We start from the raw sequence: 17253 nt of genomic DNA on the forward strand, positions 1-17253 counted from the left end.
CTGACTTGGGCAAACTTCAGCGTTTGCCGCCCATTAATATACCAAAGTCATTAAATGTGCCAGCGCAAGTGGTTTCACGAACTGGATACCAGCTGGTCACGGCCGGCCAGTTGCGGAAACCAGCGCATCCACAGCACCACCACCAGCAAGGTACCCGCCCCGCCCAGAACCACGGCCGGCACGGTTCCCAGCCAGGCCGCCGTGACGCCAGACTCGAACTCGCCAAGCTGGTTGGAGGCACCAATGAACAGCGAGTTCACCGAATTGACCCGGCCACGCATGTCATCCGGTGTTTCCAGCTGCACCAGCGTGCCGCGAATCACCACGCTGATGACATCAGCCGAACCCAGCAGCATCAGCGCCAGCAAGGACAGCGGGAAAGAGCGCGACAGACCGAACAGGATGGTGGCCAGGCCAAACACGGCGACTGCGGCAAACATGATATGCCCGGAGCGACGGCGTATCGGATGACGCATCAGCCACACCGACATCAGCAGCGCCCCGGCAGCCGGAGCCGAGCGCAGCAAACCCAGTCCCCACGGCCCGGTCAGGAGGATGTCGCGGGCAAACACCGGCAGCAAAGCCGTCGCCCCGCCCAGCAGCACGGCAAACAGGTCCAGCGAAATGGCACCAAGAATATCCGGCCGGCTGCGGATGAAGCGCACCCCCATCAGCAAGGAATCCAGCGACACACGCTGGCCAGTGGGCAGCACCCGGCTGGAGGGCAGCAGGCTCACCAACACCAGGCAGGCCAGAAAGCAGGCGGCTGACAGGCCATAAGTCAGTTCCGCACCCACGGCATACAGGAAACCGCCCAATGCCGGCGCGATGATGGTGGCAGCCTCATTGGCCGAGGCCGCCATGGCAATGGCCTGCCCCAGCAGGCTGGCAGGCACGATATTGGGCAACAGCGACTGCATGGCCGGCATGTCGAAGGCGCGGCAGCAGCCCACCACCACCGACAGGGCAAAGATCAGCTCGCGGCTGACCTGCCAGCCCGCGCCCAGATTACCCAGCAGCAGTGTCAGGGCAGCCAGCGACTGGATGAACAGGCTGATGGCCACCACCCGGCGACGATCAAAACGGTCCGACACCACCCCGGTGACCAGCACCAGCAGCACCCGTGGCAGAAATTGCAATAGTCCGACCAGCCCCAGGTCGAACGCACTGCCGGTCAGGGCATACACCTGCCAGCCAATGGCCACAGTGAGGATTTGAAAACCGGCAGTCAGCAACACACGGGCCGACCAGAACTGCCAGAAAGGGCGGCAATGCCGCAGGGATGCAGAAGCGTCGTTCATCGGGAAGATAAAGCAGGCCAGACTGGCCATGACAAAGAGATCAAGCCTACCGGCTAAACGCCTGTAACTCTAGCCTTACATGGCCTGCTTAAAACTCGCCAACACATTAGGCCCGCCCCACGATTTTTCCACGGCAGCCTGTTTGCCATTACCGTGGTGGTAGTAATTTTGAGGCCGGCCATCACTGGGCTTACAATTGCAGCCATTCCAGAAAGAAAGCATTCCATGTCCAACTCCCTGAGCGCCCTGCTGCAAGCAGCAGCCGACCGCCGCAGTGATCTTGTTAGCCGCCTGATCGCCGAAGATACCAATACTTACCGCCTGTTCCACGGCAGCGTGGAAGGCGTGGCCGGCCTGACGGTAGACCGCTACGGCGACCTGCTGCTGGTGCAAAGCTTCCACCAAAGCCTGGAAGATGCCGAGCTGGACGAAATCCGCAGCTTCTACGCCGGCCTCCTGCCGGAATTGCAGCTGGTCTACAACGACCGCAGCGGCAAGAATTCCCGCATCAACAACACCCTGAGCCTGCCCGAGCAAGCGGTAGCGGAAGAAAACCGTGTGGCCCATGAGATGGGCATCCGCTACCACATCCGTGGTCGCCACAGCGGCCAGGACCCGTGGCTGTTCCTCGACCTGCGCGCCGGCCGCCGCCGCGTGATGCAGCTGGCCGAAGGCAAGAGCGTGCTCAATCTGTTTGCCTACACCTGCGGTGTCGGCCTGGCAGCGGCCAAGGGCGGCGCGCAATTTGTGCTGAACGTGGATTTTGCCGAATCCAGCCTGGCCGTCGGCCGTGCCAATGCCAAGCTGAACAGCCTGGCCACCCGCCCGCGCTGCGTGCAGAGCGATGCCTTTGCCGCCTTGCGCCAGCTGTCCGGCATCGGCCAGCCCAAGATGGTGCGTGGCAAGAAAATGCCTCCCTTCCCGGCTCTGGAAGCCCGCCAGTTCGATCTGGTCTTCCTTGACCCGCCGCGCTACGCCAAGAGCCCCTTCGGCGTGGTCGACCTGATCAACGACTACCAGGCCCTGTTCAAGCCGGCCCTGCTGTGCACCGCCGAAGGTGGCATGCTGATCTGCTGCAATAATGTGGCCCAGGTTGATGGCAATGCCTGGCTGGAGTCGCTCAAGCGCAGCGCAGAAAAAGCCGGCCGTACCGTGCACGAAGTGGAATGGATTACCCCGGAGCAGGATTTCCCCAGCGCCGATGGCCAGCATCCGCTGAAGATCGTGCTGCTGCACGTCTGATTGCCGCTGTACCAGACTGCCCGGCCGACCCGCTCGGCCGGGCAGTTTTGTTTTTACCTGCGCCCGTTCGGGCCACCATCCGGGCAAGCTATCGCTACGCCACCGGGAACTGCCGGCAACAAAACCCCACTAAAATGGCGGCAACGCAGAAGGCGAGCCTGTGCCCAGCCATGCAAAAAAAGCATTGCTGATTACTTCGCTTCAAGCTATCGTCATACCCCCATACAACCTCAACGGACCACAGGTCCCGACAAGGACGATCTTTATGTTTTCCTGGTTTGAAAAGCGGGTAGACGTCTACCCGGATACACCTCCCGTCCAGCCACCCAAGGGCTTCCTGCCCTTTGTCTGGTCCGCCACCAGCGGCATGCGCCCCTACATCCTGTGCATGACCTTGCTGACCTCCCTCATCGGTGCCTTCGAAGCCTTGCTGTTCTCCATGCTGGGCTCCATTGTCGACTGGCTCAGCCATGTGGCGCCGTCGCAACTATGGACCCAGGAGCGTCATCACCTGCTGTTGCTGGGCGGCATCCTGCTGGCCAGTCCGCTGCTGATCGCCCTGCAGGCCATGTTCAAATACCAAAGCCTGTTCGGCAATTTCCCCATGCGCCTGCGCTGGCAGTTTCACCGCCACCTGCTGGGACAGAGCATGAGCTTTTATCAGGATGAATTTGCCGGCCGGGTAGCGGCCAAGGTGATGCAGACCGCGCTGGCCGTACGCGACACGGTGCTGATCATCACCGACATCCTGGTGTTCGTGGTGATCTACTTCATCACCATGGTGGCGGTGGTCGGCAGCTTCGATAGCAGCTTGCTGCTGCCCTTCATCGGCTGGTTGCTGCTGTATGTGGCGACCCTGGCTTTCTTCGTGCCACGGCTGGGCAAGGCCTCGGCCCGCCAGGCCGATGCACGCTCGCTGATGACTGGCCGCGTGACTGATGCCTATACCAATATCGCCACGGTCAAGCTGTTTGCCCAGGGTCAGCGCGAGGCCGCCTTCACCAAAAGTGCGATGCAGGAATTCATGCAGACTGCCTATGGCCAGATGCGCCTGGTCAGCGGCTTTGAAATCGCCAACCACATTCTCAGCATGGGGCTGATCGCCAGCACTGCCGGTGCCACGCTGTGGCTGTGGACCCAGGGCCAGGTCGGTATCGGTGCCGTGGCCGCCGCCACCGCCATGGCCTTGCGGCTCAATGGCGTGTCGCACTGGATCATGTGGGAAATGTCCAGCCTGTTCGAAAATATCGGTACCGTGCACGATGGCATCAGCACCCTGTCGCGGCCGGTCGCCATTGTCGACCAGCCGGCTGCCCAGGCGCTGCAGGTAGCACGTGGCGAGATACGCTTCGACAATGTCAGCTTTTCCTATGGTGGCGAACGCACCATTGTCGACGGGCTGAACCTCACCATTCGTCCCGGCGAAAAAATCGGTCTGGTCGGCCGCAGCGGTGCCGGCAAGTCCACCATCGTCAATCTGATGCTGCGTTTTTACGACATCGAACAGGGCCGCATCCTGATCGACGGCCAGGATATTGCCACGGTGACCCAGGACAGCCTGCGCGCGCAGATCGGCATGGTGACGCAGGACACCTCGCTCTTGCACCGCTCGGTACGCGACAACCTGCTGTACGGCAAGCCAGATGCCGGCGACGAGGCCATGATCCATGCCGCCAAGCAGGCCGAGGCGCATGACTTCATCCAGGCATTGACCGACCCCAAGGGTCGCCGTGGCTACGATGCCCATGTGGGCGAGCGCGGCGTCAAGCTGTCCGGTGGCCAGCGTCAGCGCGTGGCCATTGCCCGGGTGATGCTGAAAGATGCCCCCATCCTGCTGCTGGACGAAGCCACCAGCGCGCTGGATTCGGAAGTGGAAGCCGCCATCCAGAGCAGCCTGTACCGGCTGATGGAGGGCAAGACTGTGGTGGCCATCGCCCACCGCCTGTCCACCATCGCCGCCATGGACCGGCTGATCGTGCTGGACAAGGGACGGGTGGTGGAAGAAGGCGACCATGCCAGCCTGCTGGCTCAAGGCGGCCTGTATGCCCGGCTGTGGGCGCACCAGAGCGGCGGCTTTCTGGGAGAAGAAGTCGACGAGGCCATCCGCCCAGGAGAACTGGACCCGGCCTGATGCCATCATCCTGCCTGCCACAAACAAAAACCCGCCAGCTGGCGGGTTTTTTCATACTATCGACACCCCCTCGCTTTCCGGAAGGAAAGCGAGGCTCCCTTGCAGGGCAAGGGCGGGGGGAAAGGGAATAGATGGGAAGGCTGCGGAAGCAATAACTTAGTCGAAAGGCCCGGCTTTGCCGGGTCCAATGCAATCGCACCAAATAACTTTATCAGCAGCCTGAAACCCGCCAGTTGGCGGGTTTTTTCATGGCCGGCCCTGGGAATCAGGCTTCGGCTTTTTTGAGGATGACGTACAGTTCATCCTTGAGTTTCAGTTTTTCCTTCTTCAGCACTTCCACCTCCTGCGAACTGCCCTTCTCGATGGCGGCCTCGATATTCTTGATCTTCTGGTCCAGTTCATTGTGCTTGTTGAACAGGCGGCTGAAGTGGTCGTCTTCGGTTTTCAGTTTACTGATCAGATCACGGAATTCTGGGAACATCGGCTTCTCCTGATTGGTGGGTGGGGTGGCGTTCATGCCACCTGACTACAAGCTCATGCTAGTCCCGACACCAGTCTGCTTTCTTGATCTAAGGCATATGCGCCGGTAACAGACATCAGTGCATTGTGCACCGCCAGAGCGCGGATGCAAGAGCACACGGCGGGCCGGCCAGCCCTTCCCTGCCAACACCGCCTGCACATAGGTCCAGTCGACCACCCCAGACCAAGCCGCCACGATGCTGCGATGTTCCCGGGAGTGGCAGCCTCCGCTGTCGCCGCTTTGCAAGGAGGCCCCATGAAGTACCTTTATGCTGGCGATGCAGATTTCCAGCATCAATCCTTTCTCGAGCTGCGCCCCATCGCGGTATGGACACAGCTGCTGGGGGAGCTGTCCTGGCTGGCTTCCCTGCTGCTCAGCCACCCGCACCAGCAGGTCGACGCCGCCAACACGGTGCTGGTCTGCCTGATCATGCTGGCCGGCACCTTGCTATCGCTGAATGCCGGCCACCGCCACACCCTGCTACTGGGCATGCTGCTGAATCTGTGTGGCCTGGCGCTGGGCTTTCGCCTGAACATGCTGTTTGTCGCCGATACCAGCCTGTGGGCCACCTCGATTGCCGTGTGCATCAGCCTGACCATGGCTCCGGTTTTCCACAGCTCGTATTGCTTCGTGCTGGCCAGTGGCTGCGTGTGGGGCATCCTGCTGCAAGGTACGCTGGATGACCGACGCTTATGGCAACAGGATACGCTGATCGCTCTGCTGACCATCGTGACACTGGCCTCCGGCCTGATGCTCAACATCCTGTTTCGCCGCCTGCGGCTACGTGGCTACCATCTGCGTCGAGATCTGGAAGCGCTAGCCTTTCAGGACGCCCTCACCGGTATCGACAACCGCCGCAGCCTGCTGGAAAAGCTGCAGGCCTGGTATCCGGCCCAGCACGGCCATTTCCTGATGGTCGATATCGACGACTTCAAAAGCGTCAATGACGACTTCGGCCATGAAGCGGGCGATCAGGTGCTGCAACAAGTGGCGCGGCAGCTGAGCGGGCATCCCGACGTGGCCTTGTGCGGGCGGCTGGGCGGTGAGGAGTTCGGCCTGTTCACCCGGCTGCAGGACAGCCAGCGCGTCAGCGAACTGGCGAGCCAGCTGATACACCGGGTGAATAGCTGCAGCGTGGAGCAGCGACGGCTGTCCATCAGCATCGGCATCGTGCTGATGGATGGCCGCATCGGCCTGAGTGCCGCCCTGCGCCAGGCCGATGCGGCGCTGTACCAGGCCAAGCACCGCGGCAAGAACGGCTTTGTGCTGGCCCTGTCCTGCGGCCATCCGGCACCGCCGCACACACTGGCGCAGGCGGGCTAGCCCACGAAAAAGCCGCCCGCAGGCGGCTCGGTAGCTGGGCGCGGCAAGCCTGCGTCAGGCGTCGTAGCCCAGATTCGGTGCCAGATCACGCTCGGCCTGTTCCAGCGACACGCCGCGCCGCTGGGCATAACTTTGCACCTGATCCTTTTCCACCTTGCCCACGCCGAAGTAGCGCGCCTCCGGATGGCTGAAATAAAAGCCGGAGACGGCCGCCGTCGGCAGCATGGCATAGCCTTCGGTCAGCGTCATGCCGATGCCCGGGGCATCCAGCAAGGCAAACAGGGCCTTCTTCACCGTATGGTCCGGACAGGCCGGATAGCCCGGAGCCGGACGGATGCCACGGTATTCCTCGTCGATCAGCTGCTCATTGCTCAGCGTCTCGTCAGCGGCATAGCCCCAGAATTCGCGACGTACACGCTGGTGCATCAGCTCGGCAAAGGCCTCGGCCAGACGGTCGGCCAGCGCCTTGAGCAGAATGGCCGAGTAGTCATCGTTGGCAGCCTCGAAACGGGCCACATGCGGCTCGATGCCGATGCCGGCAGTCACCGCAAAAGCACCGATATAGTCCTGCACGCCGCTGTCGGCCGGGGCGATATAGTCGGCCAGCGCCCAGTTGGGCTTGCCATCCATTTTCGGCAGTTGCTGGCGCAGGCCCACCCAGCTCATCTGGCTGCTGTGGCCATCCACACTGCGGATGTCGATATCGTCATCGTTGACGCTGGCGGCCGGGAACAGGCCGATAACGGCACTGGCAGACAGCCAGTTTTCCTCGATGATCTGCTGCAACATCACCTGGGCATCGGCATACAGGCTGCGTGCCGACTCGCCCACGATTTCATCGTCCAGAATGCGCGGGAAGCGGCCGGCCAGCTCCCAGCTCTGGAAGAAAGGCGTCCAGTCGATGACGGCGGCGATATCCGCCAGCGGGTAGTTTTCGAAACGGCGCACGCCCAGCCACTGCGGCTGGGGCGGCACATAGCTGGCCCAGTCGGTTTTTTGCTTGTTGGCACGGGCCTGCTCCAGGCTGACTACCTTGCGGTTGGCCTTGTTGGCATGGCCTTCGCGGGCACGCTGGTACTCGGCCGCCACTTCGGCGACAAAGCCATCGCGCAGGGTATCGGACAGCAGATTGGAGCACACACCCACCGCACGGCTGGCATCCGGCACATAAATCACCGGATGCTGGTAGTGCGGCGCAATCTTCACCGCCGTGTGCACTTTGGAAGTGGTCGCCCCACCAATCAGCAAGGGAATGTCAAAGCCCTGGCGCTGCATTTCCTTGGCCACATGGCTCATCTCTTCCAAGCTTGGAGTGATCAGGCCGGACAGGCCGATGATGTCGGCCTTGTGTTCGCGGGCTGCATCCAGAATGGTCTGGCAGGGCACCATCACGCCCAGGTCGATCACCTTGTAGTTGTTACAGCGCAGCACCACGCCGACGATGTTCTTGCCGATATCGTGCACATCGCCCTTGACCGTGGCCATGATGATGACGCCCTTGGCCGGCGCATCGGCCAGACCCATGCGGATCTTTTCTTCCTCGATGAAAGGCTCCAGATGCGCCACGGCAGCCTTCATCACGCGGGCCGATTTCACCACCTGCGGCAGGAACATCTTGCCGGCACCAAACAGGTCGCCCACCACGTTCATGCCGTCCATCAGCGGACCTTCAATCACATGAATGGGGCGCGCGCACTTGAGGCGGACTTCCTCGGTATCTTCCACGATAAAGGTGGTCATGCCCTTGACCAGCGCATGCTCCAGCCGCTTCTCCACCGGCCAGTCGCGCCAGGCCAGGTCTTCCACCTTTTTCTCGCCTACCGCCTCGCCCTTGAAGCGTTCCGCCAGCGCAATCAGGTGTTCGGTGGCATCGCCGCCATCAGCCGGAGTGCGCATCAGCACCACGTCTTCAATGCGCTCGCGCAGCGCCTTGTCCACCTCGTCATACACTTCCAGCGCACCGGCGTTGACGATGCCCATGGTCATGCCGCGCTGGATGGCGTGGTAGAGGAATACCGCGTGGATGGCTTCGCGTACCTTGTTGTTGCCACGGAAGGAGAAGGACACATTGGACACGCCGCCGGAAATCTTGGCGTGCGGCAGGTTTTGCTTGATCCAGCCGGTGGCTTCGATGAAGTCGAGGCCGTAGCGGGCGTGTTCTTCAATGCCGGTGGCTACGGCAAAGATATTGGGGTCGAAGATGATGTCTTCCGGCGGGAAGCCCACTTCGTCCACCAGGATGCGGTAGCTCTTTTCGCAGATTTCCACCTTGCGGGCGTAAGTGTCGGCCTGGCCCTTGTCATCAAAAGCCATCACGATCACCGCCGCGCCATAACGGCGCAACAGGCGTGCCTGTTCCTTGAACTTGTCCACCCCTTCCTTCATGGAGATGGAGTTGACGATGCCCTTGCCCTGGATGCACTTGAGGCCGGCTTCAATCACCTCCCACTTGGAGGAGTCGATCATGATAGGCACACGGGCGATGTCCGGCTCGGCGGCGATCAGCTTGAGGAAGCGATCCATGGCCGCCAGCGCGTCCAGCATGCCCTCGTCCATATTGATGTCGATGACCTGAGCGCCGTTCTCCACCTGCTGCCGTGCCACATCCAGCGCGGTGGCGTAGTCGCCATTCAGGATCAGCTTGGCAAAGGCGCGGCTGCCGGTGACATTGGTGCGTTCGCCCACATTGACGAACAGGTCCTTGTCGCCGATGTTGAACGGCTCCAGGCCGGACAGGCGGCACTTTTTCTCGATATCCGGCAGCGCGCGCGGGGCGATGCCGTCCACCGCATGGGCAATGGCGGCGATATGGTCCGGCGTGGTGCCGCAACAGCCGCCAACGATATTGATCAGGCCGGACTCGGCCCATTCACGCACGAATTCGCCCATGGCGGCCGGTTCCAGATCGTAACCGCCAAAGGCATTGGGCAGGCCGGCGTTGGCATGCACCGACACATAGCTGGCGGATACCCGCGACATTTCTTCCACATAGGGGCGCAAGAGGTCTGGGCCCAGTGCACAGTTCAGGCCATACGACATGGCGTTGGCATGCGACAGGCTGTTGTAGAAGGCCTCGGTCGTCTGGCCAGTCAGGGTGCGGCCGGACTGGTCGGTAATGGTGCCGGACACCATGATGGGCAGCCGGGTCTTGTCGGGGTGATCGTCAAAATACTGATGGATGGCAAACACCGCCGCCTTGGCGTTCAGGGTGTCGAAGATGGTTTCCACCAGCAGGAAATCCGCGCCGCCGGCCACCAGGCCGTCAATCGCCTCGGTGTAGCTGCTCACCAGCTCGTCGAAGCTGACATTGCGATAACCGGGGTCGTTCACATCCGGGCTGATGCTGGCGGTGCGGTTGGTGGGTCCCAGCACGCCGGCACAGAAACGCGGCCGCGCCGGATTCTTTGCCGTTTGCGCCACGCACAGCTCTTTGACCAGCCGGGCGGCGGCGTGGTTGATTTCCCACACCAGGCTTTCCATCTGGTAGTCGGCCATGGCAATCGAGGTGGCATTGAAGGTGTTGGTTTCAATGATGTCGGCCCCGGCATCCAGATAGGCTTGGTGAATGCCGCCGATCACATCGGGCCGGCTCAGCACCAGCAGGTCGTTGTTGCCTTTTACGTCACAGGGCCAGTAGGCGAACCGCTCGCCACGGTAGTCAGCTTCCTGCAGATCATGGCGCTGGATCATGGTGCCCATGCCGCCATCCAGGATCAGGATGCGCTGCGACAGCTGGGAAAATACCGGGTGGGTGGTGTTTTTGGTCATGGCAAACAGGCTGTTATGGGCTGGATCGATAAAAGGCACACTCAAGGTGCGGCCGATCATATTACCATTGCGTCTGGAACTGTCAGACAACTAACTAAGAAGAAGAGAGTACAAGCTTATGGTTCGTTTGAATAAGACCTGGCTGGCGCTGTTGACGGGAGCAGCACTGGCGCAAGTGGCCGCAGCGGGCGGCGTACTGAAAATCGGGGTGTCGGATTCGGACGCACCGCCCATCGTGGTGCTGACGCCGGACAACCAGGCGCTGGCCGGTGGCCTGACCAAGGAACTGGGCGATGCACTGGCCGGCGAGCTGGGACTGAAAGCGCAGTATGTGGTGATCGCCCGCAAGCGGGTGGAAAACACCATTGAAGCCGGCAAGGTCAATATCGTGTGCAATGCCAATCCGGAATGGTATGGCAATGCCGCACGCCTGGGCTGGACGCGCGAATTTTATCCACAGGTGGAGCGGGCACTATCGCTCAAAGACATGCCAGACCTGCACCAGGCCGATGAAATGGTCGGCAAGCGCATCGGCACCATTCGCGGCTACAGCTATCCGACACTGGAACATCTGTGGGCGGTGGGCCGCACCACCCGCGTGGATGAGCCACGGCTGGAGCTGCTGGTGAAATCGCTGCAGAAGAAACTGACCGATGTCGCCATCTCCTCGGAACTGGAGCTGGCGTGGTGGGCCAAGACCAATCCGCAGGAAGCCCGCGCCTTCAAACAGCACCCGATGACGGTGACCTATATGCCCACCATGTGCGCGGTGGCACCCAATTCGCCGATCAGTACCGACAAGCTGAACCAGGGTATTGAAGCCATGCGCCGCAGCGGCAAGCTGAAGGCCATTCTCAAATCCTACGAATGGCAGACGCAATAAGCTGTTTCACGTGAAACCGGGCAAGCCCACCGGCTTGCCCCTGGCTGCGAACAAGGGGTGGGATGCCATACGCCGCCCCGGCCAACCCGGCCTCACCCTCCAGACAGCTGGTTTTTCAACTTACCTGCCAAATAGTCATCCCCCGCCCTTGCCCTGCAAGGATGTCTCGTTGTCATCGCAGCAAACGCGGGGGCCTTTGTCATCACTCTGCTCTTTTTTGCACACGCATCATGCATATCATTTATCTGCACGGTTTCAACTCCAGCCCGCAATCGCTGAAAGCACAGGAAACAGCAGCCTGGCTGGCCCAGCATGCACCCACCGTCACCTTGCACTGCCCGAAGCTGTCGCCTCATCCGGCCACGGCCATGCGGCGGGCGGAAGAATTATTGCTGTCACTGCCCGCCGACAGCTGGCTGATCGGCAGTTCACTGGGCGGCTATTACGCCGGTTGGCTGGCAGAAAAACATGGCCGCAAGGCCGCGCTGATCAATCCGGCCATCACGCCATATATCGATCTGCAGCGCTATCTGGGTGCGCAGCGCAACCCCTACACCGGGGAAGAGTACGTATTGGATGATGCCGACATGCAGGCCTTGCTGGCCATGCGTCTGCCAGCACCGGCGGCCGGCCAATACTGGCTATGGCTGGGCAGTGCGGACGAGGTGCTGGACTGGCAGGACGCAGCGCGCTATTACCGTGGCCACCGGCAAACCATTTTCAATGGCGACGACCACCGTCTCAAGCGCTGGCTTGAGTGTCTGCCGCCCCTGCTGGGCTGGGCAGCTTCTGCTGGCTGAGCAACTTGCTACCGCGCTGCATGGCCATTGACAGGCGCTCCAGGCTCACCGGTTTGGACAGGAAGTCATTCATGCCGGCCTGCTGGCAGCGTTCGCGGTCTTCATCGAAGGCATTGGCCGTCAGCGCAATGATGTGGGGCTGGTAGTCCAGCTCCAGCTGGCGAATGGCACGGGTGGCATCCAGCCCGTCCATTTCCGGCATCTGCATGTCCATCAGGATCAGCTCCACCCCGCCCTGGCTGACCCGCTCCAGCGCCTGCCGCCCGTTGCCAGCCAGCATGACATCGCGAAAACCGAGTTTTTCCAGCAGTTTGATAATCAGCTTCTGGTTCACCGTATTGTCCTCGGCCACCATGACCGACAACGGTGCCACGCCGGGAGCTGGCGTCTCCACCGGCGGCACCGCAACAGGTGCTTCGGCCGCCGGCGCACTGGCCTCGGTGGCCACCCAGTGCACGCTGAAGCTGCTGCCCACGCCGTGTTCGCTGCTGACATCGATGCGCCCGCCCATGGCCTCCGCCAGCCGTCGGCAGATGGCTAGCCCCAGCCCGGTACCGCCATAGCGCCGGGTCGTGGTGGAGTCGGCCTGCTCAAATGCGGTAAACACCTTGCCCAGCTGCTCCTGGGTCATGCCGATGCCGGTATCACGAATCACCAGCACCAGGCGCTTCATGTCGAAGGTATCTTCCAGCGGCTCGATGCCCACCGTCACGGTGATGCCGCCCTGATGGGTAAACTTGATGGCATTGCTCAACAGATTGCTGGTGATCTGGCGCAGCCGGGTGGCATCACCCAGCAGCCAGGCACTGCCCAGCGGCCGTTGCCATTCGATGCGCAGGCCCGCCTCCATCGCCTTGGGCACAAACAGATTCACCACGCTATCGAGCAAGGCATACAGATTGTAAGGTCGCTGCTCCAGCGTCAGCTTGCCGGCATCGATCTTGGACAGGTCGAGAATATCGTTGATCAGGGCCAGCAGCGAAGTGCCGCACTCCTGCAAGGTGGCCACCTGATCGCCCTGCTCCGGTGTCAGGCGCGAATGCGATAGCAGCTCGGCCATGCCCAGCACACCATTGAGCGGAGTGCGGATTTCGTGGCTCATCACCGCCAGGAATTCCGACTTGGACTTGGCCGCCATTTCCGCCTTGAGCAGCGCCTCGGACAGCTGTGCCATGCGCCATTCGACGATTTTTTCCAGCTGGGCCGCTACGGTGGACAGTTCAAAGTTGGCGTCGTACAAGGCGCGGCTACGCTGTTCCAGCAGCACCTCCGCCTCTTTGCGCGCGGTTTTCTCACGCTGGTAGCGCTTCTGGAAGCGCAGCAGCTGGTCTTGCAACTGGGCCAGTTCGTCATCGCTCATACCAGTTCCACCACGAAGCGTACCTTGCTGCCATCCTCGCTCAATGGCTCAGCCACGATGCGCCCTTGCTCACCGAAATGATCGAGCGCGCCCTGGATCAGGCCGGAGGCCAACGGTGCCAGGCAGCGCGGCGAGCTGTACAGCAAGGCCATGCAGCGCGCGTCGCTGCTGAGCACCTCGATTTGCGGCAGCTGCGCATCCGGATAAAGCTTTTGTACTTCCTGGTGAATGTGCTTCTCGATATTACCCAGCACCGTAAATGCGCTGCTGCAACCCTGGATGCTGTACGGATACAGCAGGGCAAAGCGGCCGAACAGGTAATGGCCGAAAGTGTAGATCAGTGCCTGCGCTTCCAGTCCGCTGCGCTGCGACAAGGCCGTCACCAGCGCCACCATCTCGGCAAAAGGATAGCTGCCCACCGCGGTGTAGGCCCCTCCCGATTTGATGCCGGCATCCTCGATGATGTCATCCACCATGTCGGCAGAAAAGCGGCTCTCCACCATTTCCAGAAACTCGGTAAACACCACGCCTTTCATGCTTGTTCCCTTCGTGTGGCTTGCATGCGCTGCTCTGCTCGCTACGATTAACCCTGCACGCAACAGTGCGTCATGGATTCAATGTAGGAAGAAAACCGGCCAAACACCAAGTCACCACCTGCGGGAAACACTCTGTTCTCTGGACACGGCTTGCATGGCAGTGGCCTGCGGTGCAGACTCGACGGCATGTCATCATGCTGGAAAAAGGACCGTACCATGAGCCAGGCCATCCGTTTTCATGTCACCGGATCACCCGATGTGCTGCAGCTGGAACACATCAGCGTCGGCGAACCAGGCCCAGGCGAGGTGCGCCTGCGTCACCGTGCCATCGGCATCAATTTCATCGATACCTATCAGCGCAGCGGACTCTATCCGATTGCCCTGCCCAGTGGCCTGGGCAGTGAAGCGGCCGGTGTGGTGGAAGCCGTAGGCGAAGGCGTGACGCAGGTGCAGGTGGGAGACCGCGTCGCCTATGCCGGCGGGCCGCTGGGGGCCTACAGCACACTCCGGCTGATTCCCGCCGCTGTACTGGTCAAGCTGCCGGACAGCATCAGCGATGAAGTCGCCGCCTGCATCATGCTGCAGGGCATGACGGTGGAGTACCTGATCCGCCGCACCTTTGCCGTACAACCCGGCATGACCGTGCTGTGGCATGCCGCCGCCGGCGGTGTCGGCCAGATCGCCGTGCAGTGGCTCAGCTCACTGGGGGTGCAGGTGATCGGCACGGTGGGCTCGGCCGCAAAAGGCGAGCTGGCACGCCAGCTGGGCTGCGCCCATGTCATCAATTACAACGAGGAAGATGTGGTGGCGCGGGTGCGCGAGATCACCGCGGGCAAGGGCGTGCCGGTGGTATACGACTCGGTGGGAAAAAGCACCTTCGAGATGTCGCTGAACAGCCTGGCTCCGCGTGGCACGTTCGTCAGTTTTGGCAATGCCTCGGGGGCCGTACCGGCATTCGAACCGCTGCTACTGTCGCAGAAAGGTTCGCTGTTTTTCACCCGGCCCAAATTGGGAGACTATATTGCCCAACGCGAGGAGCTGGAGGCATCGGCGGCAGCCTTGTTCGAACGCATTGCCACCGGTGCGGTACAGGTCCGGCCATCTGCCAGCTACCCGCTGGCCGCCGCCGCCACAGCGCACCGTGATCTGGAAAGCCGCCGCACTACCGGCTCCATCATTCTGCTGCCCTGAGCACCGGCTAGCCATGAAAAACCCCGCTGTCGTGACAGCGGGGTTTTATTTTGTGTCTGGTTTCAGTTGCCTGAAGGGGCCAGTGCCTTGCGCACACATTCGCGGCCTTGCTGGGTGGCGGTTTCGGCACAGCTTTGCTCGGCCGCCGCCCGTTGCTCGCAGCGGGCCTTGTTGCTGGCGTGGCTGCAATCGGCAGCGGGCAATCGCTCGCGCACACACAGCCGTCGTGCCAGCCCCTCGCTACCCTCGCAGGCCGCCTGTGCCGCCAGCAAGGCTTCACAGCGCCGGGCATCACGGCTGCGCTGGCAGCTGAGCGCCGGGGTGAACTGCTCGATGCAGGCTCGGCGCGACCCCGCCGTCAGATCAGAACAACTGAGCCAGCCTTGCCGGTAACTGGCGCAGCGTTGCGGCGCCATGGCCTTGTCACAATCCGGGGCCGCCTGCACTTGCGCCGACCACGCCAACCCCACCAACATGGCCAAACCCACCAGCCAGTTGCCGCTACTCCACTTACCCCAAGCTTTGTTCAAGGCCGTGATCCTTGCCACTGGCAATGTCCGGCTACAAAGATAGCCGGATCAATCGTTCTGGAATTGCTCCTGAGCCTTTTGTCGCTTGTCGCGCCAGAAATTGCGCTGTCCCGGCGGCGGATGAGAAAAACCATCCGGTGCAAAACGATCAGGTCCACCCATGCCACCCGCAGGCGGCGCCCCCGGAGGATGTCGGCGTTGCAGGCGGCGCGCGTCTTCCGGCGACAAGTCACCGGCCTGCACGGCCTCCTTCAGACGCAGATTGCGCAAGCGGCGTTCCTCTCCGGCTGATTGCCGGGGCGGGAAACGCTGGAATTCCGCCGCGCCGTCCTCCGCGCCATTTGGGCCCTGCGCCAGCACCGGCAAGGCGAACGCCGTCACCGTGGCAAACAGCAAGACATAAATGGCATGGTACTTCATGGCTTCATTTTAACCTGACATTACGCCTCCTGCCATGATGACTCACCGGCATCACAGCAGAAGACTGATGGAACATGAATGATTGTGGGGCTTACTTTTCGCCGGTTGGACGCCGCATCGAAGTCGATGCGCCATCCGGCACGGTGTATCCGGTGGCAGGCGTCGCCGCTGGCGTGCTCTGTGCGGCCAGCTGGCGCGCCTCGCGGATATCCGCGCCGTTACCGCCGCGCTCGGCGGCCTGCGCGGCCGAAGCCACGCCCAGGGTAGCAACGGCAAACAGCAATAGAATCAAGGGGTTTTTCATGATCATGATCTCCGGTATGCAGCACACTCTGGCAGTCTAGAAGGTGGCTTTTGCGCATCCGTGTGTCACATGTTACCAAATGTTAACTTTTGTGAATGCCTGATGGCGTTTAACAGAAATTCATGATCCACCATCGCCTTGCCGGCTGGGCCGGGTTAAGCTTTGCCACCAGTATGCCTGCCGCGTTGCCGCGCCGTGCGATCAAGGAAAACACCATGGAACACAACAAGATTCTCATCGTCGACGACGACGCCAAGCTACGCGAACTGCTTACCCGCTACCTGGGACAGCAGGGTTATGTGGTCGACACCCTGCCGGATGCCCGCGAACTGGACCGCAAACTGGCACGCAACCGTCCCGACCTGATGGTGCTGGACGTGATGATGCCCGGCGATGACGGCCTGGCGGTGGTGCGCCGCCTGCGCGCCCAGGGCGAGACGGTGCCGGTCATCATGCTGACCGCCCGCGGCGAAGATGTGGACCGTATCCTGGGCCTGGAAATGGGTGCCGACGACTATCTGCCCAAGCCTTTCAATCCGCGCGAACTGACCGCGCGCATCCAGTCGGTGCTGCGCCGCCACCACGCCACACCGGCGCTGGCCGCCCGCCACGAGTCCGACGAAGTCATCGAGTTTGGCGACTTCCAGCTTAATCTGGGCCGGCGCGAGCTGCTGAAAAACCAGCAAGCCCTGTCACTGACCACCGCCGAATTTGCCGTGCTCACCGTACTGGCCACCCACCCGCGCCGCCCGCTGACCCGCGAGCAACTGATGGAAATGGCGCTGGGCAAGGGTAATGGCGAATCGCTGGATCGCAGCATCGATGTGCACATTTCCCGCCTGCGCAAGACGCTGGAAGGCGGCGACAGCCCCTTGCGCTTCATCCAGACCGTGTGGGGCTACGGCTATGTGTTCGTGCCCGACGGCAGCGAGCGGGAGTAAGCG

General features: G+C 61.8%; 15 protein-coding genes. 7 read left to right on the plus strand and 8 right to left on the minus strand.

All coding sequences use genetic code 11. The features are described 5' to 3' along the window. Window positions 1-74: 74 nt before the first annotated feature. Window positions 75-1331 (minus strand): MFS transporter, encoded by a 1257-nt coding sequence (locus FAZ30_RS04725; protein ID WP_233578301.1) that lies wholly within the window; start codon window positions 1329-1331, stop codon window positions 75-77. A gap of 195 nt (window positions 1332-1526) precedes the next feature. Here FAZ30_RS04725 and FAZ30_RS04730 point away from each other — a divergent pair, with 195 nt between their 5' ends. Beyond that, complete coding sequence (locus FAZ30_RS04730; RefSeq protein ID WP_124641613.1) at window positions 1527-2543, plus strand: class I SAM-dependent rRNA methyltransferase; 1017 nt, start codon at window positions 1527-1529, stop codon at window positions 2541-2543. A 265-nt stretch (window positions 2544-2808) separates the two neighbouring features. Further along, entirely contained in the window at window positions 2809-4674 is a 1866-nt protein-coding gene (locus FAZ30_RS04735; RefSeq protein ID WP_124641619.1) for an ABC transporter ATP-binding protein, read from the plus strand. Window positions 4675-4939: 265 nt separating this feature from the next. On the opposite strand, the gene FAZ30_RS04740 is transcribed toward FAZ30_RS04735, so the two are convergent. Beyond that, complete coding sequence (locus tag FAZ30_RS04740; protein ID WP_124641621.1) at window positions 4940-5155, minus strand: HP1242/YdcH family protein; 216 nt, start codon at window positions 5153-5155, stop codon at window positions 4940-4942. Between the two features lie 294 nt (window positions 5156-5449). Here FAZ30_RS04740 and FAZ30_RS04745 point away from each other — a divergent pair, with 294 nt between their 5' ends. Beyond that, window positions 5450-6517: a GGDEF domain-containing protein gene (locus tag FAZ30_RS04745; protein ID WP_158613541.1), complete on the plus strand. Its 1068-nt coding sequence runs from the start codon at window positions 5450-5452 to the stop codon at window positions 6515-6517. A 54-nt stretch (window positions 6518-6571) separates the two neighbouring features. On the opposite strand, the gene metH is transcribed toward FAZ30_RS04745, so the two are convergent. Then, window positions 6572-10285 carry a methionine synthase gene (gene metH / locus FAZ30_RS04750; RefSeq protein ID WP_137010189.1) on the minus strand — a complete coding sequence of 1238 codons (3714 nt, stop codon included), beginning with the start codon at window positions 10283-10285 and terminating at the stop codon, window positions 6572-6574. Window positions 10286-10403: 118 nt separating this feature from the next. On the opposite strand from metH, the gene FAZ30_RS04755 reads away from it, so the two are divergent. Both FAZ30_RS04755 and FAZ30_RS04760 read left to right on the plus strand, forming a co-directional pair. Next, complete coding sequence (locus tag FAZ30_RS04755; protein ID WP_137008916.1) at window positions 10404-11168, plus strand: substrate-binding periplasmic protein; 765 nt, start codon at window positions 10404-10406, stop codon at window positions 11166-11168. Between the two features lie 230 nt (window positions 11169-11398). Beyond that, window positions 11399-11968, plus strand: a complete 570-nt coding sequence (locus FAZ30_RS04760) for a YqiA/YcfP family alpha/beta fold hydrolase (protein WP_246043407.1) — start codon at window positions 11399-11401, stop codon at window positions 11966-11968. On the opposite strand, the gene FAZ30_RS04765 is transcribed toward FAZ30_RS04760, so the two are convergent. Then, window positions 11910-13328, minus strand: coding sequence for an ATP-binding protein (locus tag FAZ30_RS04765; protein WP_137008918.1), 1419 nt, complete (start codon window positions 13326-13328; stop codon window positions 11910-11912). The two genes, FAZ30_RS04760 and FAZ30_RS04765, sit on opposite strands and share 59 nt — an antisense overlap. After that, the gene (locus FAZ30_RS04770) at window positions 13325-13864 is read right to left on the minus strand and encodes a heme NO-binding domain-containing protein (RefSeq protein WP_137008920.1); all 540 of its coding nucleotides are present in this window, start codon (window positions 13862-13864) and stop codon (window positions 13325-13327) included. The genes FAZ30_RS04765 and FAZ30_RS04770 overlap by 4 nt, the downstream gene beginning before the upstream one ends. Window positions 13865-14080: 216 nt before the next feature. Between FAZ30_RS04770 and FAZ30_RS04775 the strand changes: the two genes are divergently transcribed. Next, a complete protein-coding gene (locus tag FAZ30_RS04775; protein WP_137008922.1) occupies window positions 14081-15055 on the plus strand; it encodes a quinone oxidoreductase family protein in 975 nt (324 codons plus the stop codon). 62 nt (window positions 15056-15117) lie between these two features. On the opposite strand, the gene FAZ30_RS04780 is transcribed toward FAZ30_RS04775, so the two are convergent. From FAZ30_RS04780 to FAZ30_RS04790, 3 genes are all read right to left on the minus strand, one after another. After that, complete coding sequence (locus FAZ30_RS04780; RefSeq protein ID WP_246043408.1) at window positions 15118-15585, minus strand: hypothetical protein; 468 nt, start codon at window positions 15583-15585, stop codon at window positions 15118-15120. A 48-nt stretch (window positions 15586-15633) separates the two neighbouring features. Then, the gene (locus FAZ30_RS04785) at window positions 15634-16005 is read right to left on the minus strand and encodes a hypothetical protein (protein WP_124641634.1); all 372 of its coding nucleotides are present in this window, start codon (window positions 16003-16005) and stop codon (window positions 15634-15636) included. A 91-nt stretch (window positions 16006-16096) separates the two neighbouring features. Further along, complete coding sequence (locus tag FAZ30_RS04790; RefSeq protein WP_137008924.1) at window positions 16097-16309, minus strand: hypothetical protein; 213 nt, start codon at window positions 16307-16309, stop codon at window positions 16097-16099. Between the two features lie 215 nt (window positions 16310-16524). On the opposite strand from FAZ30_RS04790, the gene ompR reads away from it, so the two are divergent. Next, window positions 16525-17250: an osmolarity response regulator transcription factor OmpR gene (gene ompR / locus FAZ30_RS04795; protein WP_124641638.1), complete on the plus strand. Its 726-nt coding sequence runs from the start codon at window positions 16525-16527 to the stop codon at window positions 17248-17250. Window positions 17251-17253: the final 3 nt, after the last annotated feature.

The sequence above is a fragment of the Aquitalea aquatilis genome, assembly GCF_005155025.1.
In the GTDB taxonomy this organism is placed as follows: domain Bacteria; phylum Pseudomonadota; class Gammaproteobacteria; order Burkholderiales; family Chromobacteriaceae; genus Aquitalea; species Aquitalea aquatilis.